Origin of the sequence: Advenella sp. EE-W14 (genome assembly GCF_012923605.1) — a bacterium.
Taxonomy (GTDB): domain Bacteria; phylum Pseudomonadota; class Gammaproteobacteria; order Burkholderiales; family Burkholderiaceae_B; genus Advenella; species Advenella alkanexedens.
Window position 1 is genome coordinate 110,271 of the sequence record NZ_JAAVNG010000005.1, and the last position, 18,632, is coordinate 128,902.

Consider the following 18,632-nt stretch of genomic DNA (forward strand, 5'->3'; position numbering starts at 1 on the left):
GTTTACGCGTGAAAAGTCACGAATTCTTCCAGCGGCACCCGGGTGGTCACCAGGGTGTTGGCAGGGTTGGAGGTATCTTCATAGCCAAGGGAAATGCCGCAGACCAGGGTTTGCCCAGTCGGGATGGACAGATGCTGTTTGACAATGGCAGGGTAATTGACCAGTGCAACCTGCGGGCAAGTGTGCAGGCCCAGGGCACGGGCGGCAATCATGATATTTTGTATGAACATGCCGGCATCCAGCCAGCTGCCCTGTTCCATGTCGTTGTCAAGGGTCACGAATAAGACAACAGGGGCCCCGAAAAATTCAAAATTGCGGGCATGCTGACGTTGCATGGCGGCCTTGTCGCCTTTTTGGATACCCAGAATATTGTAAAGCGACCAGCCGTTTTCGCGACGACGGGCCAGATAAGGTTCCCGCCATTCTTTAGGGTAGTATTGGTATTCGCACTGGTTGGGGGTGCCAGTCTGGAAAGCATCAAGCAGGGCGGCAGATAAGGCATCGCGGGCCTGGCCTGATACGACATGTACCTTCCAGGGTTGGATATTGCTGCCACTGGGCGCGCGTGCTGCGGTTTTCAGCAAGGTGTGTAACAGCGGGGCCGGTATGGCATCTGGCAAAAAGCCTCGGATGCTTTTGCGACTGGTAATGGCCGCTAATGCAGCGTTTTGGGGGATTTGCTCAATCGTGTCCATGTATATCAAATGCCTGAGAGGTAAAAAAAACGGACCTGGTCCGTTTTTTTTGTTAACGATTATTGAAATTGGCCGGTCGTTTTTCAATAAAGGCATTCATGCCTTCTTTGCGATCTTCCAGTGCAAAAGTAGCATAAAGCATTTTTCGCTCAAAGGCGAGCCCTTCGTTCAAGGGTGTTTCAAAAGCCCGGTTCAGGGATTCTTTCATCATCATGAGAACAGGCAGGGAATACGCTGCGATGGCTTGTGCCTGTTCAAGTGTTTCGTGCATGAGTTCCGCTTTGGGATACACGCGCGATACCAGGCCAAACTGCAGGGCCTCGGCGGCGGTAAGCATGCGACCGGTAAAGCATAGATCCATGGCTACCGCTTTACCGACAGAGCGGGGCAGACGCTGGGTGGCACCGGCCCCCGGCAAGGTGGCGATCCTGACTTCGGGTTGTGAGAACTTGGCATTGTCTGCTGCAAACACCATATCGCACATCATGGCCACTTCGCAGCCACCCCCCAACGCATAGCCTGAAACAGCGGCAATGGTAGGCTTGCGGAAAGTTTTCAGGCGCTCCCAGTTGCGGGTAATGAAGTTGTCACGATACACATCAATGTATTCGTAGTTGCGCATTGCGGCAATATCGGCTCCGGCGGCAAACACTTTTTCCGAACCGGTAATAATCACACAATGAATGGCATCATTTTGCTCGAACTCATCCAGACCCAGGGTCAGGCCGTTCATGACATCATCATTAAGGGCATTCATGGCATCCGGGCGATTGATGGTCAGTATGCCGACCTGGCCCACGATTTCTTTAAGTACTGCTGTATTCATGTTTGTGGTTCCACCTATTGGCTGGATTAATCAATCTGGAAAGTTTTGGCTTCCTCGCGCAGCATGAATTTTTGCAGTTTGCCGCTGGGTGTTCTGGGTAAATCGCCCCTTATTTCCAGCTTTTCGGGGAAGTATTGCTGGGCCACTTTTTTCTCTTTCAGGTATCGGATCATTTCCTCAAAAGAGAAGCTGGCACCTTCGTTAAGCGTTACAAAGGCGCATGCCCGTTCACCCAGCCGTTCATCAGGGAAGCCAACAATGGCAACGGTGGCAATGGCAGGATGCTGGTAAAGCAGGTTTTCAATTTCAACCACGGGAATGTTTTCTGCACCGCGAATAACGATATCTTTGCTGCGGCCATTGATGCGGATATAGCCCTCCGGGTCCATGAAGGCAAGGTCACCTGAATCAAACCAGTCGTCTTCGGTCAGTGCATTGAGTTCGGGTTTTTTGTAATAACCCACACATTGGGAAGCACCTCTGACCAGCAGGCGTCCTGTTTCGCCTTGTGGCAATTCATTGTCATTACCGTCAACTATTTTCAGTTCGGTGCAGGCAATGGCCTTGCCATCGCTGATGCTGGATTTTTCCAGTGCCTTTGAAGGGGGGGTAATGGTGATGGCGCCGTTTTCGGTCATGCCCCAGGCAGAACATACCGTGAGGTTCATGATTTTATGGGCACGCTCTATCACAATGGGCGGAATGGGCGCGCCTGCGCAGCAGAATTTGGTAAATTGCGGAGAACGGGGGGCTCCCTTTTCAGTGGCATTGCACATGTCCTGTACAAAGGGGCTGGAAGCCATGCTGAACGTGACTGCTTCGTCTTTAATGATTTGCAGGGCGATATTGGGTTCCCAGCTATCCATGACAACCGTGGTTGAATTAAGCATGATAGGCAGCATGGCCAGATAACCGTAACCGGTAAGGTGTGCCATGGGAGAGGCACCCAGGATAATTTCACTGTCTTTCAGTTCAAGGGTATCCACGAAACCGTCAAGGGCGGCAAACAGCGTGTTGGACGTATGCATGACCGCTTTGGGTTCACCGGTGGTGCCCGATGTGAACATCAGCAGAAGAATATCGTTTGGTTTGACCGGATCGGGGACAAGGGGTTCGGAAGAGGTGTCCGTCAGCAGGAGTTTGTCAAAACTGTTTTCGCCTTTACCGCCTACGACCACAATATGTTGCAGGGTGTCTATTTTTTGTAGTAGTCCGTTGGCCATTTCTTCATAGTTGAAGTTCTTGAATACGGACGGGACAATGAAGACCTTGGATTCGAGAAATTTCAGCATATAGCTTAATTCCCGGTCACGGAAAATGGGCATCAAGGGGTTCGCCACCGCACCAATCCGGGCGCATGCCAGGGATAAGGCAATAAACTCCCAGCTGTTGGGAATCTGGAAACTGACTACATCGGAGCGTTGAATGCCCAGGCGGATAAGGGATTTGGCAATGGTGTCAATACGCTCATTGAGTTGACGATAGGAAAGGCGTACGGGGGAGCTGTTTTCACCATCGACCTTATAGGTAACAACGGCAGTTTTATCCGGATGCGTTTGCATTGCCTGGCTGAAGAAATCCTCGATAGTCCTGTTTTTCCAGAAGCCGTTTGTTGTCATTTTTTCTTTGCGTGCATCAATCAGGGATGTGTCAAATTTCATGATCTGTCTCTTGTGTAATAGTGGATGAAAGAATTTGATGCTTGATGGATGGATTACCTTATTTATGCATGGATTCGTGGATATCCCTGCAGGCATATAGGTAAACATATTTCCATAATATTTTTTGTTATTCTTCCTCATTGAGCACAATTAAAATACTAGTGTTTTCCCTTTATTTTGATTTTTTTGTCCATTAATCAGGGAATTTTGTTGAACTCGATCAAGGATTATGTAATTATAGGTATATAGGTAAATATATTTACATATATTCTAATCAGGTTGAAGAGGCAATATGGAATTTTCAATTACAGAAGATCAGCGGGTATTGGTGGAAAGTGCGGGCAGGTTTGCACGCGAGGTGCTGGCACCCGGTTATCAGCTACGCGATAAAACAGGACGCCTTGAGCGGGACATCGTGCGCCAGATGGGTGATTTGGGTTTGCTGGGTGTGGAAATGCCCGAAGCTTATGGTGGTATGGGAATGGACTGCGTCACCAGCGGTCTGTTGCTTGAGCAGCTTTCCGCTTCGGATTTCAACATGGCATATGTCAGCTTGCTGGTGTCCTTATGTGGTCAAATCGTCAATCGTTTTGCCAGCGAATCGCTTAAACAGGAATGGTTGCCAAAAATCATTGCCGGAGAAAAACTGATTGCGATTGCACTGACTGAGCCCTCAGCCGGTTCAGACGCTGCAGCATTGCAATTGAAAGCGGTCAAAGAGGGCGATCATTATGTCCTGACCGGTGAAAAAACCTCCATTTCACTGGCTGACCAGGCCGATGTTGCCGTGGTTTTTGCCCGTACCAACAGTGGCGTCAAAGGTGCCAAAGGCATTAGCGCATTTTTGGTACCCATGGATTTGCCCGGTATTACCCGTACCGCCTTTGATGATCTGGGTACACGTTGCGTGGGGCGGGGCTCAATATTTTTTGATGGTGTCAAGGTGCCGGCCAGCCATATGCTGGGTGAAGAAGACAAAGGTTTTACCCAGGTCATGCAGGGTTTTGACTATAGCCGGGCCTTAATCGGTCTGCAGTGTCTTGCCGTGGCACGTGCCTCTTTGGATGAAACCTGGGAATATGCCAAAGAGCGTGAAACTTTTGGCAAACCCATCGTGGAAAACCAGGGGGTCAGTTTTCCATTGGCCGAATATGAAACCTATTACCAGGCGGCCCGTCTGGTTTGCCTTGAAACACTCTGGCTGAAAGACAATGATTTGCCCCATACCTCACAGGCGGCCATGTGTAAATGGTGGGGACCAAAACTGTCTTATGACATTATTTACCAGTGTCTGCTGTTCCATGGACATGGTGGTTATGCCAAAGACTACCCTTATGAGCAGCGCTTAAGGGATGTGCTTGGCCTGCAAATTGGTGATGGTACTGCGCAAATCATGAAAATGATTATTGCCCGTACAAAAACAGGCCTTAAATTAAGTTAAAGCTTAAATTTTTGACATGTTTTGCTGCAAGGTGTTGATGTAGTGGATAAGGGCCAGGCGGTCATCAAAGGAAATGTTCTTCAGTGCAAGGTCATAAAACTGATGAATGGGTTCCGCCAGGTTCTTCCAGAGCTCTTTTCCTTTAGGGCTTAAGGAAACCCTGATGGATCGGCGGTCTTCGGTACTGGGCGTGCGGATGATATAGCCATCACGTTCAAGACGGCCAAGCAGACCAGTCAGGTTCTGGCGGGTTATGAGCAGATAGCGGGACAGCTCATTGACGCTCATGCCGTTTTCCGCCTTGGGTCTGGATAGGGCGCCCAGTACCGACCATTGCTGGGTGGTTATGCCAAATTCTTCCAGTGCCTGGGTGCCTTTGGTGTGAAGGGTGTTGGCAGCCTGGAAAAACCGGAAAAAAAGCCGGTTATTGATTTCATAAATTGCTGCTTCTTTGTCTTTATCGGAAGTAGTCATGATGATTGAAGTGAAGAATGGATTCATTAAGCGTATAGACTTATTTTAGTGGAGAAACACAATGTTTGGATTAAAAGATAAAATTGTATTGGTGACCGGTGGTGGCGGTGGTATTGGCAGTGCTATTTGCGAGCGGTTTGGTCAGGCGGGTGCCAAGGTGGCTGTGGTTGATATCAATCAGGAAGCCGGCGATAAAACCGTAGAAAAAATCAAGGCAGCGGGTGGCTTCGCGCAAACTTTCCTGGTAGACCTGACCAATCAGGAATCAGTCATTGAGTGTGTGAACAACATTGAAAGCACACTGGGACCGATTGATGTGCTGGTTAACAACGCAGGCTGGGATCGGGCCGGCAATTTCCTGGATACCAATAAGGAGCTATGGGAAAAAATTGTCGACATCAACTTCTTTGGTGTATTGTACATGCACCATGCGGTACTCAAAGGCATGTCAGAGCGTGGCAAGGGTCGTGTGGTAAATATTGCCTCTGATGCAGCCCGCGTCGGTTCCAGTGGCGAATCCGTTTATGCCATGTGTAAAGGCGGTTTAATCGCTTTCTCCAAAACCATTGCCCGTGAACTGGCCAGAAAACAGATCAACGTTAACGTGGTGTGCCCCGGCCCAACCGATACGCCTTTGTTCCGTGATTTCTGCGGTGAAGGCGAGTATGGTGAAAAGTTGCGCAATGGCTTGACCCGTGCCATTCCTTTTGGCCGTCTTGGTCAACCCGAAGACTTGGCGGGTGCCGTGGCTTTCCTGGCCAGCGACGAGGCCTCTTTTATTACCGGACAGGTGATTAGTGTGTCTGGTGGGCTGACCATGGTTGGTTAAAATCTTATTTGATTTAAGTTAAAACAAATTATTCTGGAAGAGAGATTCATCATGTTATATGAAAAAGTTTTGTACGAAGTCAATAATGGCACAGCACGTATCACCATTAACCGGCCTGAAGTTTATAACGCGTTTGATGCGCAAACCTGCGAAGAATTGATTGATGCCTTTAAGCGTGCTGAAGTGGATAAAAGCGTAGGTGTGGTTGTATTGACAGGTGCCGGCGACAAGGCATTTTGTACCGGTGGTGACCAATCTGGCAAAGATGGTGATTACGGTGGTCGTGGTGTGATCGGTCTGCCGGTAGAAGAGTTGCAAAGCGTTATCCGCGATATCAATAAACCTGTGATTGCCCGTGTTAACGGTTTTGCAGTCGGTGGCGGTAACGTCTTGGTGACGGTATGTGACCTGGCGATTGCTTCTGATAAGGCCCAGTTGGGTCAGGTGGGTCCTAAAGTGGGTTCGGTTGATCCCGGTTTTGGCACGGCTTACCTGGCACGTGTGGTCGGAGAGAAAAGAGCCCGTGAAATATGGTATTTGTGCCGCCGTTATACTGCCCAGGAAGCATTGGCAATGGGGCTGGTCAATGCCGTGGTACCACACGATCAACTGGACGAAGAAGTGCAGAAATGGTGTGATGAAATCAATGAGAAAAGTCCTACAGCCATTGCTTTGGCAAAACGCTCATTCAATGTGGACAGCGAAATGATTCGTGCCATGTCCTCACTGTCCATGCACGCCCTGAAAATGTATTACGACACGGATGAATCCAAAGAGGGTGGTAACGCTTTCCGTGAGAAACGCAAGCCTGAATTCCGCAAATATGTGAAATAAAGCTTAACCAACTGGCTGCAGGTTGGTGCGGTCATCGGTTTCGTTTTGGCTCCCATGCTCACGCGTGGGAGCTTTTTTTTCCGCTTCCACGTTCTTTCGTCTCTCACTCCCGCGTGGGAGTGAATTCACTGACTGCCTGCAGGGTTACAAACCAGAAATAAAAAGTAATGTATTTTATTAAAATAGTTATTTGTTTTCAATAGTTTAGGTGTATCCTGTAAGAACTGGCCGGTAGCAATACAAGCCAGTTTCTCCTGTGTGTTCTTAACAATTAGGGAGGTAAAAATGAGAAAGCTATTACTTATGCTGGCATTGGCCAGTTTGGGTTGTGGATTCGCCAGTGAAAGTGCCCGTGCGGCAGGCCCTCCGGTAAAAGCAATGGATGGTGTGTTGGTCAATGCCGAGGGTATGACTTTATATACGTATGATAAAGACAGGGATATGCCTGGTAAAAGTGTATGTAATGACCAATGTGCCGAAAATTGGCCTCCGCTGCCGGTGGCTGAGGATGGTAGTGCTGAAGGGGATTACAGCATTATTATGCGGGATGATGGCAGCAAGCAATGGGCTTACAGGGGGCAACCTTTGTACCTGTATAAAAAAGATATGAAACAGGGCGACATGATGGGGGATGAGGCCTTGAATGTCTGGCATGTGATTAAACAGTAGTTCTTTTGGCGGGGCTATTGAAATGACCTTTCATTCAAGTGGGACTAACGCCTGTCTTGGGTTTTCAGTTTCAGTAGCCTTGCCATTCTTTTTGGTAAAAGGAGCAGGATGATGAGTGCTGAAAATGGTAACACGATAGAAAAGGCAGAAATCAGACAGGCAATGCAACGCTGGCAGGATGCAATCCAGACAAAGGATGTCAATCAGATCATGTCAAACTATACGCCCGATATCATTGCTTACGATGCCGTTGTGCAATTGCGGTTCAAGGGTAAAGAGGCTTATGGCAAACATTGGCAGGCCTGCCTGGAAATGTGTACCAATGATATGGTGTTTGAGCCTGAAGAGGTGCATATTTCCGTGAGCGGAGAACTGGCGCTGGTTTATTGTTTGATTCGTTGTGGAGAAAAGGATGAAAGTGGAAAGCAAAATGTAGCCTGGATGAGAATGACAACCGGCTATAAAAAAGTGGATGGACAATGGCTGATTGAACATGAGCACTTTTCTGCCCCATTCGATATGGCGTCTTACAAGGCTTTGTTTGATCTTGATCCCGATGACGATCATAAAATCAGGTCAGTGCCTTCTGGCATGAATACGGTCACACCGCATTTGGTGTGTGCCGGTGCCAGTAAGGCGATCGAATTTTATAAAAAAGCGTTTAATGCAAAAGAAATATCCCGTCTGGCTGACTCGGAAGATAAATTGATGCATGCAGAGATCCGCATCGGCGATTCTGTCGTGATGCTAATGGATGAGTATGAACAATGGGGGGCGGTGGGACCTGCAACACTTAAGGGCTCACCGGTTACGGTGCATTTATATGTGGACAATGCCGATGCGATTTATGAGCAAGCCATTGCTGCCGGAGCAATCCCCGTTATGCCAATCGATGACACTTTCTGGGGAGACCGTTATGGTGTCCTTAAAGACCCGTTTGGGCATAATTGGTCTATAGCAACGCATATGCGGGATGTGAGCGAGGAGGATATCCGTGAAGCTGTGAAGGGGTTTGCCTGAGGATTATTTGCTTTACTGTTTTTTATGCTGCATGGCAGCACCCGGGACATTGCCCCCACAACGCCTATAGGTCACAGGGTTTTGGGGGCAACGTCCAATTTTAAAACCTGGTTTTATTGTTTCGCATCCAGAGCGGCAGAAATCTGTTCAATATTCTGCTGCATGGAAGTCAAGCCTGCGCTACCCAGAATGTACCAGTTGTACGGGTCCACATAAACAATCTGATTATTCTTGGCGGCACGGGTCTGTCCAATGACGGATTTTTCCAGTACTTCCTTGCTGGATGGTTTGTCTGCATTGCTGCCCGTGGCGGCATGGCGATCAATTACAAATAGCCAGTCGGGATCGGCCTTGGCAATATCTTCCAGTTTGAAGGGGTGGCGGTCTGTGGTGGAAAGGTCTTTGACCGCGGCATTGGGTGTAAAGCCAAATACGTCATAAATCATGCCAAAGCGGGAACCGGGTCCAAAAGCGCTGGCTTTGTCACCGATGGACAGAATCATCATGGCATTGCCGGCCTTGGCGGATTTGGCTTTCAAGGCGTTTATGGATGCATTCAGTTTATCCAGGGCTTCGGCTGCCTGTGTTTCCTTGTCAAATATCTTGCCCAAGGTGTTCACGTTGCGTTCGATACTTTCCAGGGGTGCTTGCGTATCAATATTCATGTCCAGGGTTGGGGCAATTTTAAGCACGTCATCAAATTTGGCGCTGGAGCGGCCGCCAACAAAAATCAAGTCCGGTGCAACGTTGGCAAGTGCCTGGTGATCGGGTTCAAACAGGGTGCCAACCCTGGGTATGCTTTCTTCGTTGTAAGCGGCAAGAAATTCAGGGAAACGCGAGTTGGCCACTGCACTTGCCTGAATGCCCAACGTTTGCATGTTGTCCAGGGTTGGTAAGTCAAAAACGGCGGTTTTGGCAGGCTGGGCCTTGATGGTGGCTTCGCCTTTGGCATGTTGAACCTTTACTTGTGTATCCTGTGCCATGGCATGTCCGGTGGCCGTGGCAAAAGTGATTGCCATTGTTGCTTGCAGCAAGGTGAGCCATTTCGTTTTTTGTAACTTGGGCTTCATTGAAGTATCCTTTTTTGTGTTGGGTAAATAAGAGTAAGAGGTAAACATTAGTGGCAAAAAATCACCATTAGCAGACGGGATGAAGCTTCTTTCAGCTCTTTAAAAAATAATGGGAATCATTCTCTCCTAAATTTACAAGATTGTAAATGAGAATTGTTTTTGTTATTGTGTTTTGTATTTTTTCAGCTATTGGATGCCTGTCCTTGTTGAGAATCCCGCAGTTTTGAAACTATTCTCATCTTCAGTGCTCTTATATAAGAGTGAGCAGGGCAAACTCCCTTTTTATGCGCATGTCTGGTGCCCGTGCAGTTGGTATCAGCACCTCTTTTATTAAATCCTGTAAGCGGTAGAATGAGTAAATCACACATTGATCTGATGATCAGTGGTGAGCGGTGCCGGCTTGCCCGCGCGGATGATTTACCAGTCATATACGCGTCATATAAAAGCTATAAATTTCATTCATTATTTAAGGAGTTGTTTTCTTATGACGGAAAATTTATCTGAACACACCCAGCGTCTTTATGCCGACATGATAGACAGTTTTGATGAAGAGCTGGAAATGGAAATTGATGATAATCGCCTGGATGATGTTTTGGGTGAAATGCCGACTGGCGATGGCATGGACCGGCGGATTTATTTCCGTGAATTGTTGCGTTTGCAGGGTGAGCTGATCAAGCTTCAGGATTGGGTGGTTGCCAAAAAACTTAAGGTAGTGGTTATTTTTGAAGGGCGTGACGCTGCGGGTAAAGGGGGGGCCATCAAACGTATTACGCAGCGTCTTAATCCTCGTGTCTGCCGGGTAGCGGCCTTGCCTGCTCCGAGTGACCGTGAGCAAACCCAGTGGTATTTCCAGCGTTATGTGTCTCATCTTCCCGCAGGTGGTGAGATTGTGCTGTTTGACCGTAGCTGGTATAACCGCGCCGGTGTGGAGCGGGTGATGGGGTTTTGTACCGAGGATGAGCTGGAGCAGTTTTTCCATGATGTGACCGAATTTGAAAAAATGCTGGTGCGTAGCGGTATTGTCCTGATCAAGTACTGGTTCTCGATTAGCGATGATGAGCAATACCGTCGTTTCCTGATGCGTATGCATGATCCCCTGAAACAATGGAAATTGTCTCCCATGGATCTGGAGTCACGCCGTCGTTGGGAGGCTTATACCAAGGCCAAGGAAGAAATGCTGGAGCGGACGCATATTCCCGAGGCTCGATGGTGGGTGGTTGAAGGTGTAGACAAAAAGCGGGCCCGCCTGAATTGCATTTCACATTTGCTGTCGCAGATACCGTATGGTGAAGTCACACGCGAGCCTATCGAGCTGCCCGCGCGCGAGCATCATCCTGACTATATTCGCAACCCGACACCGGCAGAAATGATCGTGCCGGCCATTTATTGATCGGGTGCTAATTTGGCTTTGCAGGAATAAAACCGAAACGCAAGTCCGGTTTTGCTATCCCGGTAACGTTGACAAGCCCCTGAGTGTGGGGCTTGTTGTTTGTTGGACTGCAGGCTTATTGGTGGCAAATTAAAATCAATAGACGTTGCCGCTTTTACCTGTCATGCTGGCAGAGCCTGGCTTGAACGCGTTGGCCAGTTCAGTCGCCGCGCAAACCAATAAACTTGTATCTACACCCACGGCAACAAAGCGGGCGCCCAGTTCAAGATACTGGCGGGCCAGGGTTTGGTCTGACATTAAAATACCGGGGGCTTTGCCAGATTGGCAAACCGTTTTGATGCTATTAACAATCGCTTTCTGAACATCGGGGTGTAATGGGTTACCCAGGTGGCCCAAAGAGGCGGAAAGATCGGCAGGGCCAAAAAACACGCCGTCAACACCTTCAACATCTGTAATGGCTTGAAGATTTTCCAGCCCTGTTTTGGTTTCTACCTGAACTAAAACGCAGATCTGCTCATCCGCCAGTTGAAGATAGTTTTCAATCTGGTCCCAACGTGATGAACGGGCCAGTGAGCTGCCTACGCCACGGATGCCGACAGGTGGGTAGCGGGTAGCCTGCACAATTTGTCTTGCCTGTTCGGCGGTTTCCACCATGGGGACCAGCAATGTTTGTGCGCCGATATCCAGCAGTTGCTTGATTAAAGCCGTATCACCAGAAACGGGGCGCGCCACGGGGTGAACCGGGTAGGGCGCAACGGCCTGTAACTGTGTCGCTGATGGTGTCGAAGACTTTGCTGGTGGAGCCGGTTAGCGGGTCAACAGGCTTAATCTTGAAATCAATAATTTCAATCGCCGGCGTGACATAGTCTGTGGCTGCCAGTACTTGTTCAATAGAAACATCCGGGCCTTTCAGGGGCGATTTCAGTACAAAAGCCAGTTCAACTTCAACCCTGGGAGTGATGAAGCGCTCAAGCGGGATATCCAGTGTTTGCCCAGGTGTACAGCATGTCATCGAGCAAAGTACCATAGTCGGGTTCGGGAATCTGCATGGCAATTTGCATTGCCCGTGAGGTTAGACCGATTTTATGACCAATGATTGACCTGCCTTGTGCCAATTGCATGGCTACCCAGGCCCGGCTGATTTTATAGCCGTCTTGAATCGTCATGTCCGGAAAGCGTTGTGTGAATTGCTGAAGCGGGGTGCGGGTGTTTTTTGACTGGTCCAGTTCTTGAACCAGTTGTTCAATTAGTTCTGTGTCAAACATGCGGTAAGGTTGTTTATGAAAATGTAGACTAATCCGCGTTGTTCCAGAATCTTGCTTTGAGGTTTGTGGTGCATATTGCTGGGCTGGTTGTCAATCGCGGAGCACAAAACAAAAACGCCAACTCGTACAAGTTGGCGTTTTTAGGAATTTCTGGTGGCCTGGGGCAGAATCGAACTGCCGACACAAGGATTTTCAATCCTCTGCTCTACCGACTGAGCTACCTGGCCGTGAAAGATTTAAATATTACACCATGTTTTCGATTGTTGTAAAGCCCTTTGTCAAAAAAACAACTGAAAAGCAATTTGTGGGTCTTTTTTGTGGTGAATGTGCATCATTTTGGTTTTGTGTTGATATTTTCATGGTGAATTATTCAATGTGATCCTGATTTTATGCCTGAATCAGACAAAAATGCATTTCATATAATGATTTTTATCAAGGACTACCTTGATAGTGCGTAAAAAGTTGTCAAAAATCATGCGGATATAACAAAATGGCTGGCTCGGCATTATAATAGACACAATTCTTTCTTAATTGACTTATATACATATGTCACTTGATGTCCTGACTTTTGGCCTGAATCATCATTCCGCCCCGGTATCGGTGCGTGAACGCGTGTCCATGTCTGGCGAGCTCATTCGTCCGGCACTTGACGGCCTGCGTTCGGCTTTTGGTGGTTCATTGAAAGAAGCCACTATTCTGTCCACCTGTAATCGTACGGAAATCTACTGTGCCGCCTCGCCGGAAATTGCCGAGCATGTGCCGCGCTGGCTGGCAGATTTCAACACGCTTGAAACAGGTCTGCTGAAGCCCCACCTGTATCAATACAATAAAGATCAGGCGGTGCGTCATGCGTTTCGCGTGGCCAGTGGGCTGGATTCCATGGTGTTGGGTGAAACCCAAATCCTGGGGCAAATGAAAACCGCCGTGCGTGCGGCCAGCGATGCCGGTGCCATGGGTACCTTGCTAAACCAGCTGTTCCAGAAAACCTTTTCGGTTGCCAAAGAGGTGCGCACCCAAACCGCCATTGGCTCAGAGTCCGTTTCCATGGCCGCTGCGGCAGTCCGTCTGGCGCAAAGGGTATTTGGCGATATTTCCAATACCAAGGTCCTGTTCATTGGGGCCGGTGAAATGATAGAGCTTTGTTCAGCTCACTTTGCGGCACAAAAACCAAAATCAATGGTGGTGGCCAACCGTACCCTTGAGCGGGCGGAAAGCCTGGCTTGCAAATTTGATGGCAGCACCATGAAGCTGGCCGATTTGCCCAATCGCCTGGCTGAATTCGATATCGTGATTTCCTGTACAGCCAGTTCCCTGCCTATCCTGGGCCTGGGAATGGTGCAAAAAGCCTCAAAAGCCCGTCGTCATACCCCCATGGTTATGGTTGACCTTGCCGTGCCCCGGGATATCGAATCCGAAGTGGGCCTGCTTAATGATATCTATCTGTATACGGTTGACGATCTTGGCCGTTATGTGCAGCAGGGCAATGATTCCCGTCAGGCTGCGGTGGTACAGGCAGAGGCTATTATCGACGGCCGTGTGCAAAATTTCATGCACTGGATGCAATCGCGTGCTGTCGTACCGGTTATTCGTGACCTTAACGAAGGTGCCAATCAAATCAGTGTCTCAGAGCTGGAACGTGCCCGTAAAATGCTGGCAAAAGGTGAAGATCCCGAAGCGGTTCTTGAACAGTTCGCCCGCAGCCTTACCCAAAAGTTTCTTCATGCGCCCATGGTTGCCTTAAACCGTTCTCAGGGTGCCGAGCGTGAACAGCTTCTGAGCTGTTTGCCTAAATTGTTTCCTGTTCAAAAAAACGAACATTAGCGCTATTGCATTTATTGCCATAGCGCTCTTGTTCCGTCTGTTTTTCCTTTCTTTCCCATTTTGAGTTATTTATGAAACAGTCCATGCGTTCCCGTCTGGAACAGCTGTCCCAACGTTTAATAGAAGTAGATGCCCTGTTGGCTGAACCGGAAATCGCTAATGATATGGACCGGTTCCGTAAGCTGTCTCGCGAGCGTGCTGAAATTGATCCGGTTGTTGAGTTGTTCAAAAACTATGAATCAACCGAGGCCGATCTTCAGACTGCCATGGAAATGATGTCAGATCCGGAACTCAAAGAGATGGGCGAAGAGGAAATGAAGGTGGCTAAAGACAGGATTGCAGAGCTTGAAGAAGCTTTGCAATTGGAATTGTTGCCTAAAGATCCTGATGACGGACGCGGTGTGTTTCTTGAAATCCGGGCAGGAACCGGTGGGGATGAAAGTGCCATTTTTACAGGCGACCTGTTCCGGATGTACAGTCGCTATGCTGAAGAAAAAGGCTGGAAAATTGAGGTTATCTCCGAGAACCCCTCGGAAATGGGTGGGTATCGTGAGATTATCGCCCGCATTGATGGCGATGGGGTTTATGGGCGTCTGAAATATGAGTCGGGGGCACATCGTGTGCAGCGTGTTCCCGAGACCGAATCCCAAGGCAGGGTGCATACATCTGCCTGTACAGTGGCGGTTCTTCCCGAGGCCGATGAGTTGGCTGAGGTAGCCTTGAATCCGGCTGATTTGCGTATTGATACTTTCAGGGCCAGTGGGGCGGGTGGTCAGCATATTAACAAGACCGACTCCGCTGTTCGGGTGACCCATATTCCAACCGGTATTGTGGCAGAGTGCCAGGATGATCGTTCGCAGCACAAGAACAAGGCTCGTGCCCTCAGTGTGCTGGCAGCCCGCATTAATGATATCCAGCGTCAGGAACAGCAGGCCAAAGAGGCGGCCGAGCGCAAGAGTCTGGTAGGAACCGGAGACCGTTCAGAGCGTATCCGTACCTATAACTATCCTCAGGGCCGGGTCACCGATCATCGTATTAATTTAACCTTATATAAACTGCAGCAAATCATGGAGGGCTCTCTGGATGAGCTGACCGGAGCGCTGATCGCCGAACGTCAGGCAGAGCTGCTGGCCCAGCTGGGCGATCATTAATGTTTGAATGCGGGCATTAATGAATACGGTTCACTCGGTGATTGCCCAATCGGGTTTGCCATTGCTTGAAGCCAGAATGATTGTGGGACATGTCTTGAATGTCTCACGTGCCTGGATGATCGCGCATGATAGTGATGCCATTGACATGGAGCACTTGGAGTCCATTCAGGATATGTTCAGGCGTCGTCTTGCTGGCGAACCCATGGCTTATATACTTGGGCAACGTGAGTTTATGGGGCTTGTTTTCAAGACTAACCCTTCGGTGCTGATACCGCGCCCAGATACTGAGTTGTTGGTTGAAACTGCCATTGATTTACTGCAAAACCAGCCCGGTGCAATGATGCTTGATATGGGTACGGGCAGTGGCGCCATTGCGGTTTCTGTTGCTCATTATTGTCCGCAGGCAGTTGTTATGGCTTCTGACAAGAGTGCCGAGGCGCTGGCCGTGGCGCGGGAAAATGCTCAAAATCTTGCTGTGCGGGTAGGTTTTGTTGAAAGTGACTGGTATGAGCAACTGCCTGCTGGCAAGTTTGATCTTATTGTTTCCAATCCCCCTTATATTCATCATGCGGACAGTCATCTGGAACAGGGAGACCTTCGGTTTGAGCCCCCTCAGGCCCTGACCGATTTTAGTGACGGCTTGTCCGCCATCCGGAAAATTATTGCCGGTGCCGGAGATTTTTTGCGTGATGGTGGTTGGGTTTGGCTTGAACATGGTTGGGATCAGGCGGAAAATGTCCGCTCCCTGTTAATCGAAGCCGGGTTCGTGAATGTTGAGAGTCGTAAAGACTTATCGGGGATAGAGCGAATTTCTGGTGGTCAATGGGCGATTTCAGAGTAAAATACTCGGGTATTAATCTGTTCTGTTGGAGCAGTTGTTTAAACGTTGATTAGGTGAAAATATAATGAGTGAAGTACAGGATTTTATTCGCGAAACCGTAACCGAGCACCCCGTGGTTCTTTTCATGAAAGGAACAGCGCAATTTCCCCAGTGCGGATTCTCTGGCAAGGCGATTCAGATTTTGCGTGAGTTGGGTGTCAAAAAGCTGGTAACCGTTAATGTGCTGGAAGATGGTGAGGTTCGTGAGGGTATTAAAGAGTACTCCAGCTGGCCTACCATTCCTCAGTTGTATGTGAAGGGTGAGTTTATTGGTGGATCTGACATCATGTCTGAAATGAATGCCAGTGGTGAGCTGAAAACGGTTCTGCAAGAATCAGGCGCCCTGGATGGCTAAACGTCGACTTGTTGTTGGCATCACCGGAGCAACCGGGTCGATTTACGCAACCCGTCTGCTGGAGCGCGTCCGCGAGGTGCCCGATGTTGAAACACATCTGGTTATTTCACCACCTGGGGTGCTGAATATTAAATATGAGCTGGACTTGGACCGACAAGCCGTTTTTGATCTGGCAGATCATGTTTATAACTTCAGGGATGTCGGGTCGGTGTTGGCGAGCGGTGCTTTTGCAACGGCAGGCATGTTGATCTTGCCCTGTTCAATGCGAACACTGGCAGCGGTTGCGCACGGTTTCTCAGATAATCTGATTACCCGTGCGGCAGATGTTCATCTTAAAGAACGAAGGCGCCTGGTGCTGGCCGTTCGTGAAACCCCTTTCAATCTGGCGCATTTGCGTAATATGACTCAGGTAACGGAAATGGGCGGTATTGTATTTCCACCCTTGCCTGCGTTTTATCATCATCCCAAAACCATTGAAGAAATGGTGGATCATACGGTGGCGCGTTTGCTGGCGCTGTTTGATATTGATGTGGGTGGTCCTGAATGGGAAGGTACCTGAGCGGCCGTGACGCAATGTTTTGCTGGCAAAAAAACTTGTTCAATAAAAACAGCCCATAAAATTGAATCCTGTATTCAATTTTATGGGCTGTTTTTATTGATGGAATTGGTTTTGGATCGGAATGCCTGTCAATGGATCCTTGGGCATCGTGTTATTAATGGGGGCCGTTTTAACGGATGGTCGTCTGGATGCTATCGATTAATTGCTGCTTGCGGGTTTCCTGCAGGGCGTTAAGGCCGTAATGGGTGCAAACCAGAATGGAGTAAACAGGCATTATCAGGGAAAACGGAGGGATAAGCGCAATGGCGGCGCAAATCAGTCCAATCAGCCAGAAGCCTTTGTTGTGTTTTTTCAGGATGAAGGTGCGTTCCTGGGGGGTTGCATGTTCAACAATGGCATCAAGCCGGCTCATGTGTGAAAAGGCGTAGGCACCCCAGAATAATGACAGCACCACAGGCATGAAGGGGATAAACCACAAGGGCAGGGTCAGCAGCCAGCCAATAATAAAAATAGAAGATACTTTAATGGCATTGGTAATGCTGGTGGTGGTTGCATTGACGCCTTTGCGCTCCAGATCAGGGTAGTTAAACTGGCTAAGTTGTTTAAGTACCATAGGCATAATGACAATCGATGCAAAGGCAAGGCCGATAATGCCGCTAATGGCGCATAAGGCAATAAAAGAAAACAGGCCGGCGAGCCAGTCGCTCATGGTCTGAAAGCCCCAGCCAGACAAATTGCTGGATGCGGTTTGAAACCAGTTCCAGGAAGAGGCACTTTCATAAAACCAGTTGTCTAGCGGGGACCAGGCAAAGGACAATAAAAAAATAGCGGAAACGAGCGCGACAAAAAAAGGCAGGATAATGGCAAAAAGCATTTTGGGGCGTAGTTGTGAAACAAAGCCCCGGCTGAATGCCTGACTTAAGCCGGAATAGGAAGTTGCTGGCATAAATAATAGAGTAAAAGAAAAGACAGACTGCCACACTATATGCAGTCTAAGCCGTGTTCATCAAGTGGTAAACGCGGTAATAAGGAAAAAAAGCGTTTCAGGGTGACTCCAGGACAATGATGTTGGGGTATGGGCAAGAAAATCATTGTTTGAAGCATTGAATTAACTTGGAAGGGCGTTATGTTGTAAAAAAAGAACGAGCTATGGTTGTTGTATATATAAACGTACAAATATAAATGACTTCAATCTGGCTTGCGGGGTTGAGTTTGGCGTTTATATAAATAGATGAGTGCTTATCAGGCGCGGAAATGGTAAAACCTCTTCCTGTTGCGTTGTTGCAATAAAAGCACAAATATTCTGAGGGGTGGGCTTGCTTTATGTTTTCAATTAAATCAATGGCTTATGTTTTTTTGTGTAAAATACCTACAGATATTTGTAGAAAAAGCTTGCCAAGGTGCGAAGAAGTCCGCTATAGTTACATTCTTTCGCAGCAACGGCATTAGGGTTTACCCCAAAACGTCCGGCGGTGAAAAGGAAACGAAGTCTGGTTAAGTGTGTTGGTTTAGAACGCTACGGCTTAAGCAGGCAACGTGAAGTTGGTGGTCTGGCAGGTTGGTGTTAACGATTTGCCGGGTGGTTTAAAAAGAACGGTTTTAAAAATTCTTTAAAAAGTTCTTGACAAACAAAACCACATACTTCATAATCTCGTTTCTCTGCTGCTGACACAGCAACGCAGTCAAGTCAGT

Annotated in this window: 17 protein-coding genes, 1 tRNA gene and 2 pseudogenes; 11 read left to right on the forward strand and 9 right to left on the reverse strand. The window is 48.5% G+C overall.

Features of this window, described 5'->3' with window-relative positions; translation table 11 throughout:
* Positions 1-2: 2 nt before the first annotated feature.
* The 3 genes from HCX92_RS02270 to HCX92_RS02280 are packed head-to-tail and all read right to left on the reverse strand — an operon-like array spanning position 3 to position 3,182.
* Positions 3-695: a nitroreductase gene (locus HCX92_RS02270; RefSeq protein ID WP_169293300.1), complete on the reverse strand. Its 693-nt coding sequence runs from the start codon at positions 693-695 to the stop codon at positions 3-5.
* Positions 696-747: 52 nt separating this feature from the next.
* Positions 748-1,521, reverse strand: a complete 774-nt coding sequence (locus HCX92_RS02275; RefSeq protein WP_169293301.1) for an enoyl-CoA hydratase-related protein — start codon at positions 1,519-1,521, stop codon at positions 748-750.
* A gap of 26 nt (positions 1,522-1,547) precedes the next feature.
* On the reverse strand, positions 1,548-3,182 hold the full coding sequence (locus HCX92_RS02280; RefSeq protein WP_169293302.1) for an AMP-binding protein: 1,635 nt from the start codon (positions 3,180-3,182) through the stop codon (positions 1,548-1,550).
* Between the two features lie 292 nt (positions 3,183-3,474).
* Between HCX92_RS02280 and aliB the strand changes: the two genes are divergently transcribed.
* On the forward strand, positions 3,475-4,623 hold the full coding sequence (gene aliB / locus HCX92_RS02285; RefSeq protein WP_169293303.1) for a cyclohexanecarboxyl-CoA dehydrogenase: 1,149 nt from the start codon (positions 3,475-3,477) through the stop codon (positions 4,621-4,623).
* A 3-nt stretch (positions 4,624-4,626) separates the two neighbouring features.
* On the opposite strand, the gene HCX92_RS02290 is transcribed toward aliB, so the two are convergent.
* On the reverse strand, positions 4,627-5,097 hold the full coding sequence (locus HCX92_RS02290) for a MarR family winged helix-turn-helix transcriptional regulator (protein WP_169293304.1): 471 nt from the start codon (positions 5,095-5,097) through the stop codon (positions 4,627-4,629).
* A 61-nt stretch (positions 5,098-5,158) separates the two neighbouring features.
* Between HCX92_RS02290 and HCX92_RS02295 the strand changes: the two genes are divergently transcribed.
* The 4 genes from HCX92_RS02295 to HCX92_RS15025 all read left to right on the forward strand — a co-directional run bounded on the left by HCX92_RS02295 (position 5,159) and on the right by HCX92_RS15025 (position 8,449).
* Positions 5,159-5,926, forward strand: coding sequence for a glucose 1-dehydrogenase (locus HCX92_RS02295; protein WP_169293305.1), 768 nt, complete (start codon positions 5,159-5,161; stop codon positions 5,924-5,926).
* A 51-nt stretch (positions 5,927-5,977) separates the two neighbouring features.
* The gene (gene badI, locus HCX92_RS02300) at positions 5,978-6,760 is read left to right on the forward strand and encodes a 2-ketocyclohexanecarboxyl-CoA hydrolase (protein ID WP_169293306.1); all 783 of its coding nucleotides are present in this window, start codon (positions 5,978-5,980) and stop codon (positions 6,758-6,760) included.
* Positions 6,761-7,045: 285 nt separating this feature from the next.
* The gene (locus HCX92_RS02305; RefSeq protein ID WP_169293307.1) at positions 7,046-7,429 is read left to right on the forward strand and encodes a hypothetical protein; all 384 of its coding nucleotides are present in this window, start codon (positions 7,046-7,048) and stop codon (positions 7,427-7,429) included.
* Positions 7,430-7,540: 111 nt separating this feature from the next.
* Positions 7,541-8,449, forward strand: coding sequence for a nuclear transport factor 2 family protein (locus HCX92_RS15025; protein ID WP_371808380.1), 909 nt, complete (start codon positions 7,541-7,543; stop codon positions 8,447-8,449).
* Positions 8,450-8,562: 113 nt separating this feature from the next.
* Here the strand turns inward: HCX92_RS15025 and HCX92_RS02315 are convergent, their stop codons facing one another.
* Positions 8,563-9,519: a siderophore ABC transporter substrate-binding protein gene (locus HCX92_RS02315; RefSeq protein WP_169293308.1), complete on the reverse strand. Its 957-nt coding sequence runs from the start codon at positions 9,517-9,519 to the stop codon at positions 8,563-8,565.
* Between the two features lie 484 nt (positions 9,520-10,003).
* Between HCX92_RS02315 and ppk2 the strand changes: the two genes are divergently transcribed.
* Complete coding sequence (gene ppk2 / locus HCX92_RS02320) at positions 10,004-10,909, forward strand: polyphosphate kinase 2 (RefSeq protein ID WP_169293309.1); 906 nt, start codon at positions 10,004-10,006, stop codon at positions 10,907-10,909.
* A gap of 135 nt (positions 10,910-11,044) precedes the next feature.
* Here the strand turns inward: ppk2 and HCX92_RS02325 are convergent.
* The 3 genes and pseudogenes from HCX92_RS02325 to HCX92_RS02340 all read right to left on the reverse strand — a co-directional run.
* A pseudogene (locus HCX92_RS02325) lies at positions 11,045-11,677 on the reverse strand (aldolase/citrate lyase family protein); the annotation flags it as partial.
* A pseudogene (locus tag HCX92_RS14845) lies at positions 11,628-12,174 on the reverse strand (2-oxo-hepta-3-ene-1,7-dioic acid hydratase); the annotation flags it as partial. The pseudogenes HCX92_RS14845 and HCX92_RS02325, both read right to left, overlap by 50 nt.
* 151 nt (positions 12,175-12,325) lie before the next feature.
* Positions 12,326-12,401: transfer RNA gene (locus HCX92_RS02340), tRNA-Phe, on the reverse strand.
* A gap of 319 nt (positions 12,402-12,720) precedes the next feature.
* Here HCX92_RS02340 and hemA point away from each other — a divergent pair.
* The 5 genes from hemA to HCX92_RS02365 all read left to right on the forward strand — a co-directional run bounded on the left by hemA (position 12,721) and on the right by HCX92_RS02365 (position 16,940).
* The gene (gene hemA, locus HCX92_RS02345; protein WP_169293313.1) at positions 12,721-13,995 is read left to right on the forward strand and encodes a glutamyl-tRNA reductase; all 1,275 of its coding nucleotides are present in this window, start codon (positions 12,721-12,723) and stop codon (positions 13,993-13,995) included.
* Between the two features lie 71 nt (positions 13,996-14,066).
* Complete coding sequence (prfA, locus tag HCX92_RS02350) at positions 14,067-15,146, forward strand: peptide chain release factor 1 (RefSeq protein ID WP_169293314.1); 1,080 nt, start codon at positions 14,067-14,069, stop codon at positions 15,144-15,146.
* 19 nt (positions 15,147-15,165) lie between these two features.
* Positions 15,166-15,987: a peptide chain release factor N(5)-glutamine methyltransferase gene (gene prmC / locus HCX92_RS02355; RefSeq protein ID WP_169293315.1), complete on the forward strand. Its 822-nt coding sequence runs from the start codon at positions 15,166-15,168 to the stop codon at positions 15,985-15,987.
* A gap of 64 nt (positions 15,988-16,051) precedes the next feature.
* The gene (gene grxD, locus HCX92_RS02360; RefSeq protein ID WP_169293316.1) at positions 16,052-16,381 is read left to right on the forward strand and encodes a Grx4 family monothiol glutaredoxin; all 330 of its coding nucleotides are present in this window, start codon (positions 16,052-16,054) and stop codon (positions 16,379-16,381) included.
* On the forward strand, positions 16,374-16,940 hold the full coding sequence (locus HCX92_RS02365) for a UbiX family flavin prenyltransferase (RefSeq protein ID WP_169293317.1): 567 nt from the start codon (positions 16,374-16,376) through the stop codon (positions 16,938-16,940). The genes grxD and HCX92_RS02365 overlap by 8 nt, the downstream gene beginning before the upstream one ends.
* A gap of 169 nt (positions 16,941-17,109) precedes the next feature.
* On the opposite strand, the gene HCX92_RS02370 is transcribed toward HCX92_RS02365, so the two are convergent.
* Entirely contained in the window at positions 17,110-17,886 is a 777-nt protein-coding gene (locus HCX92_RS02370) for an EI24 domain-containing protein (protein ID WP_169293318.1), read from the reverse strand.
* Between the last annotated feature and the right edge of the window lie 746 nt (positions 17,887-18,632).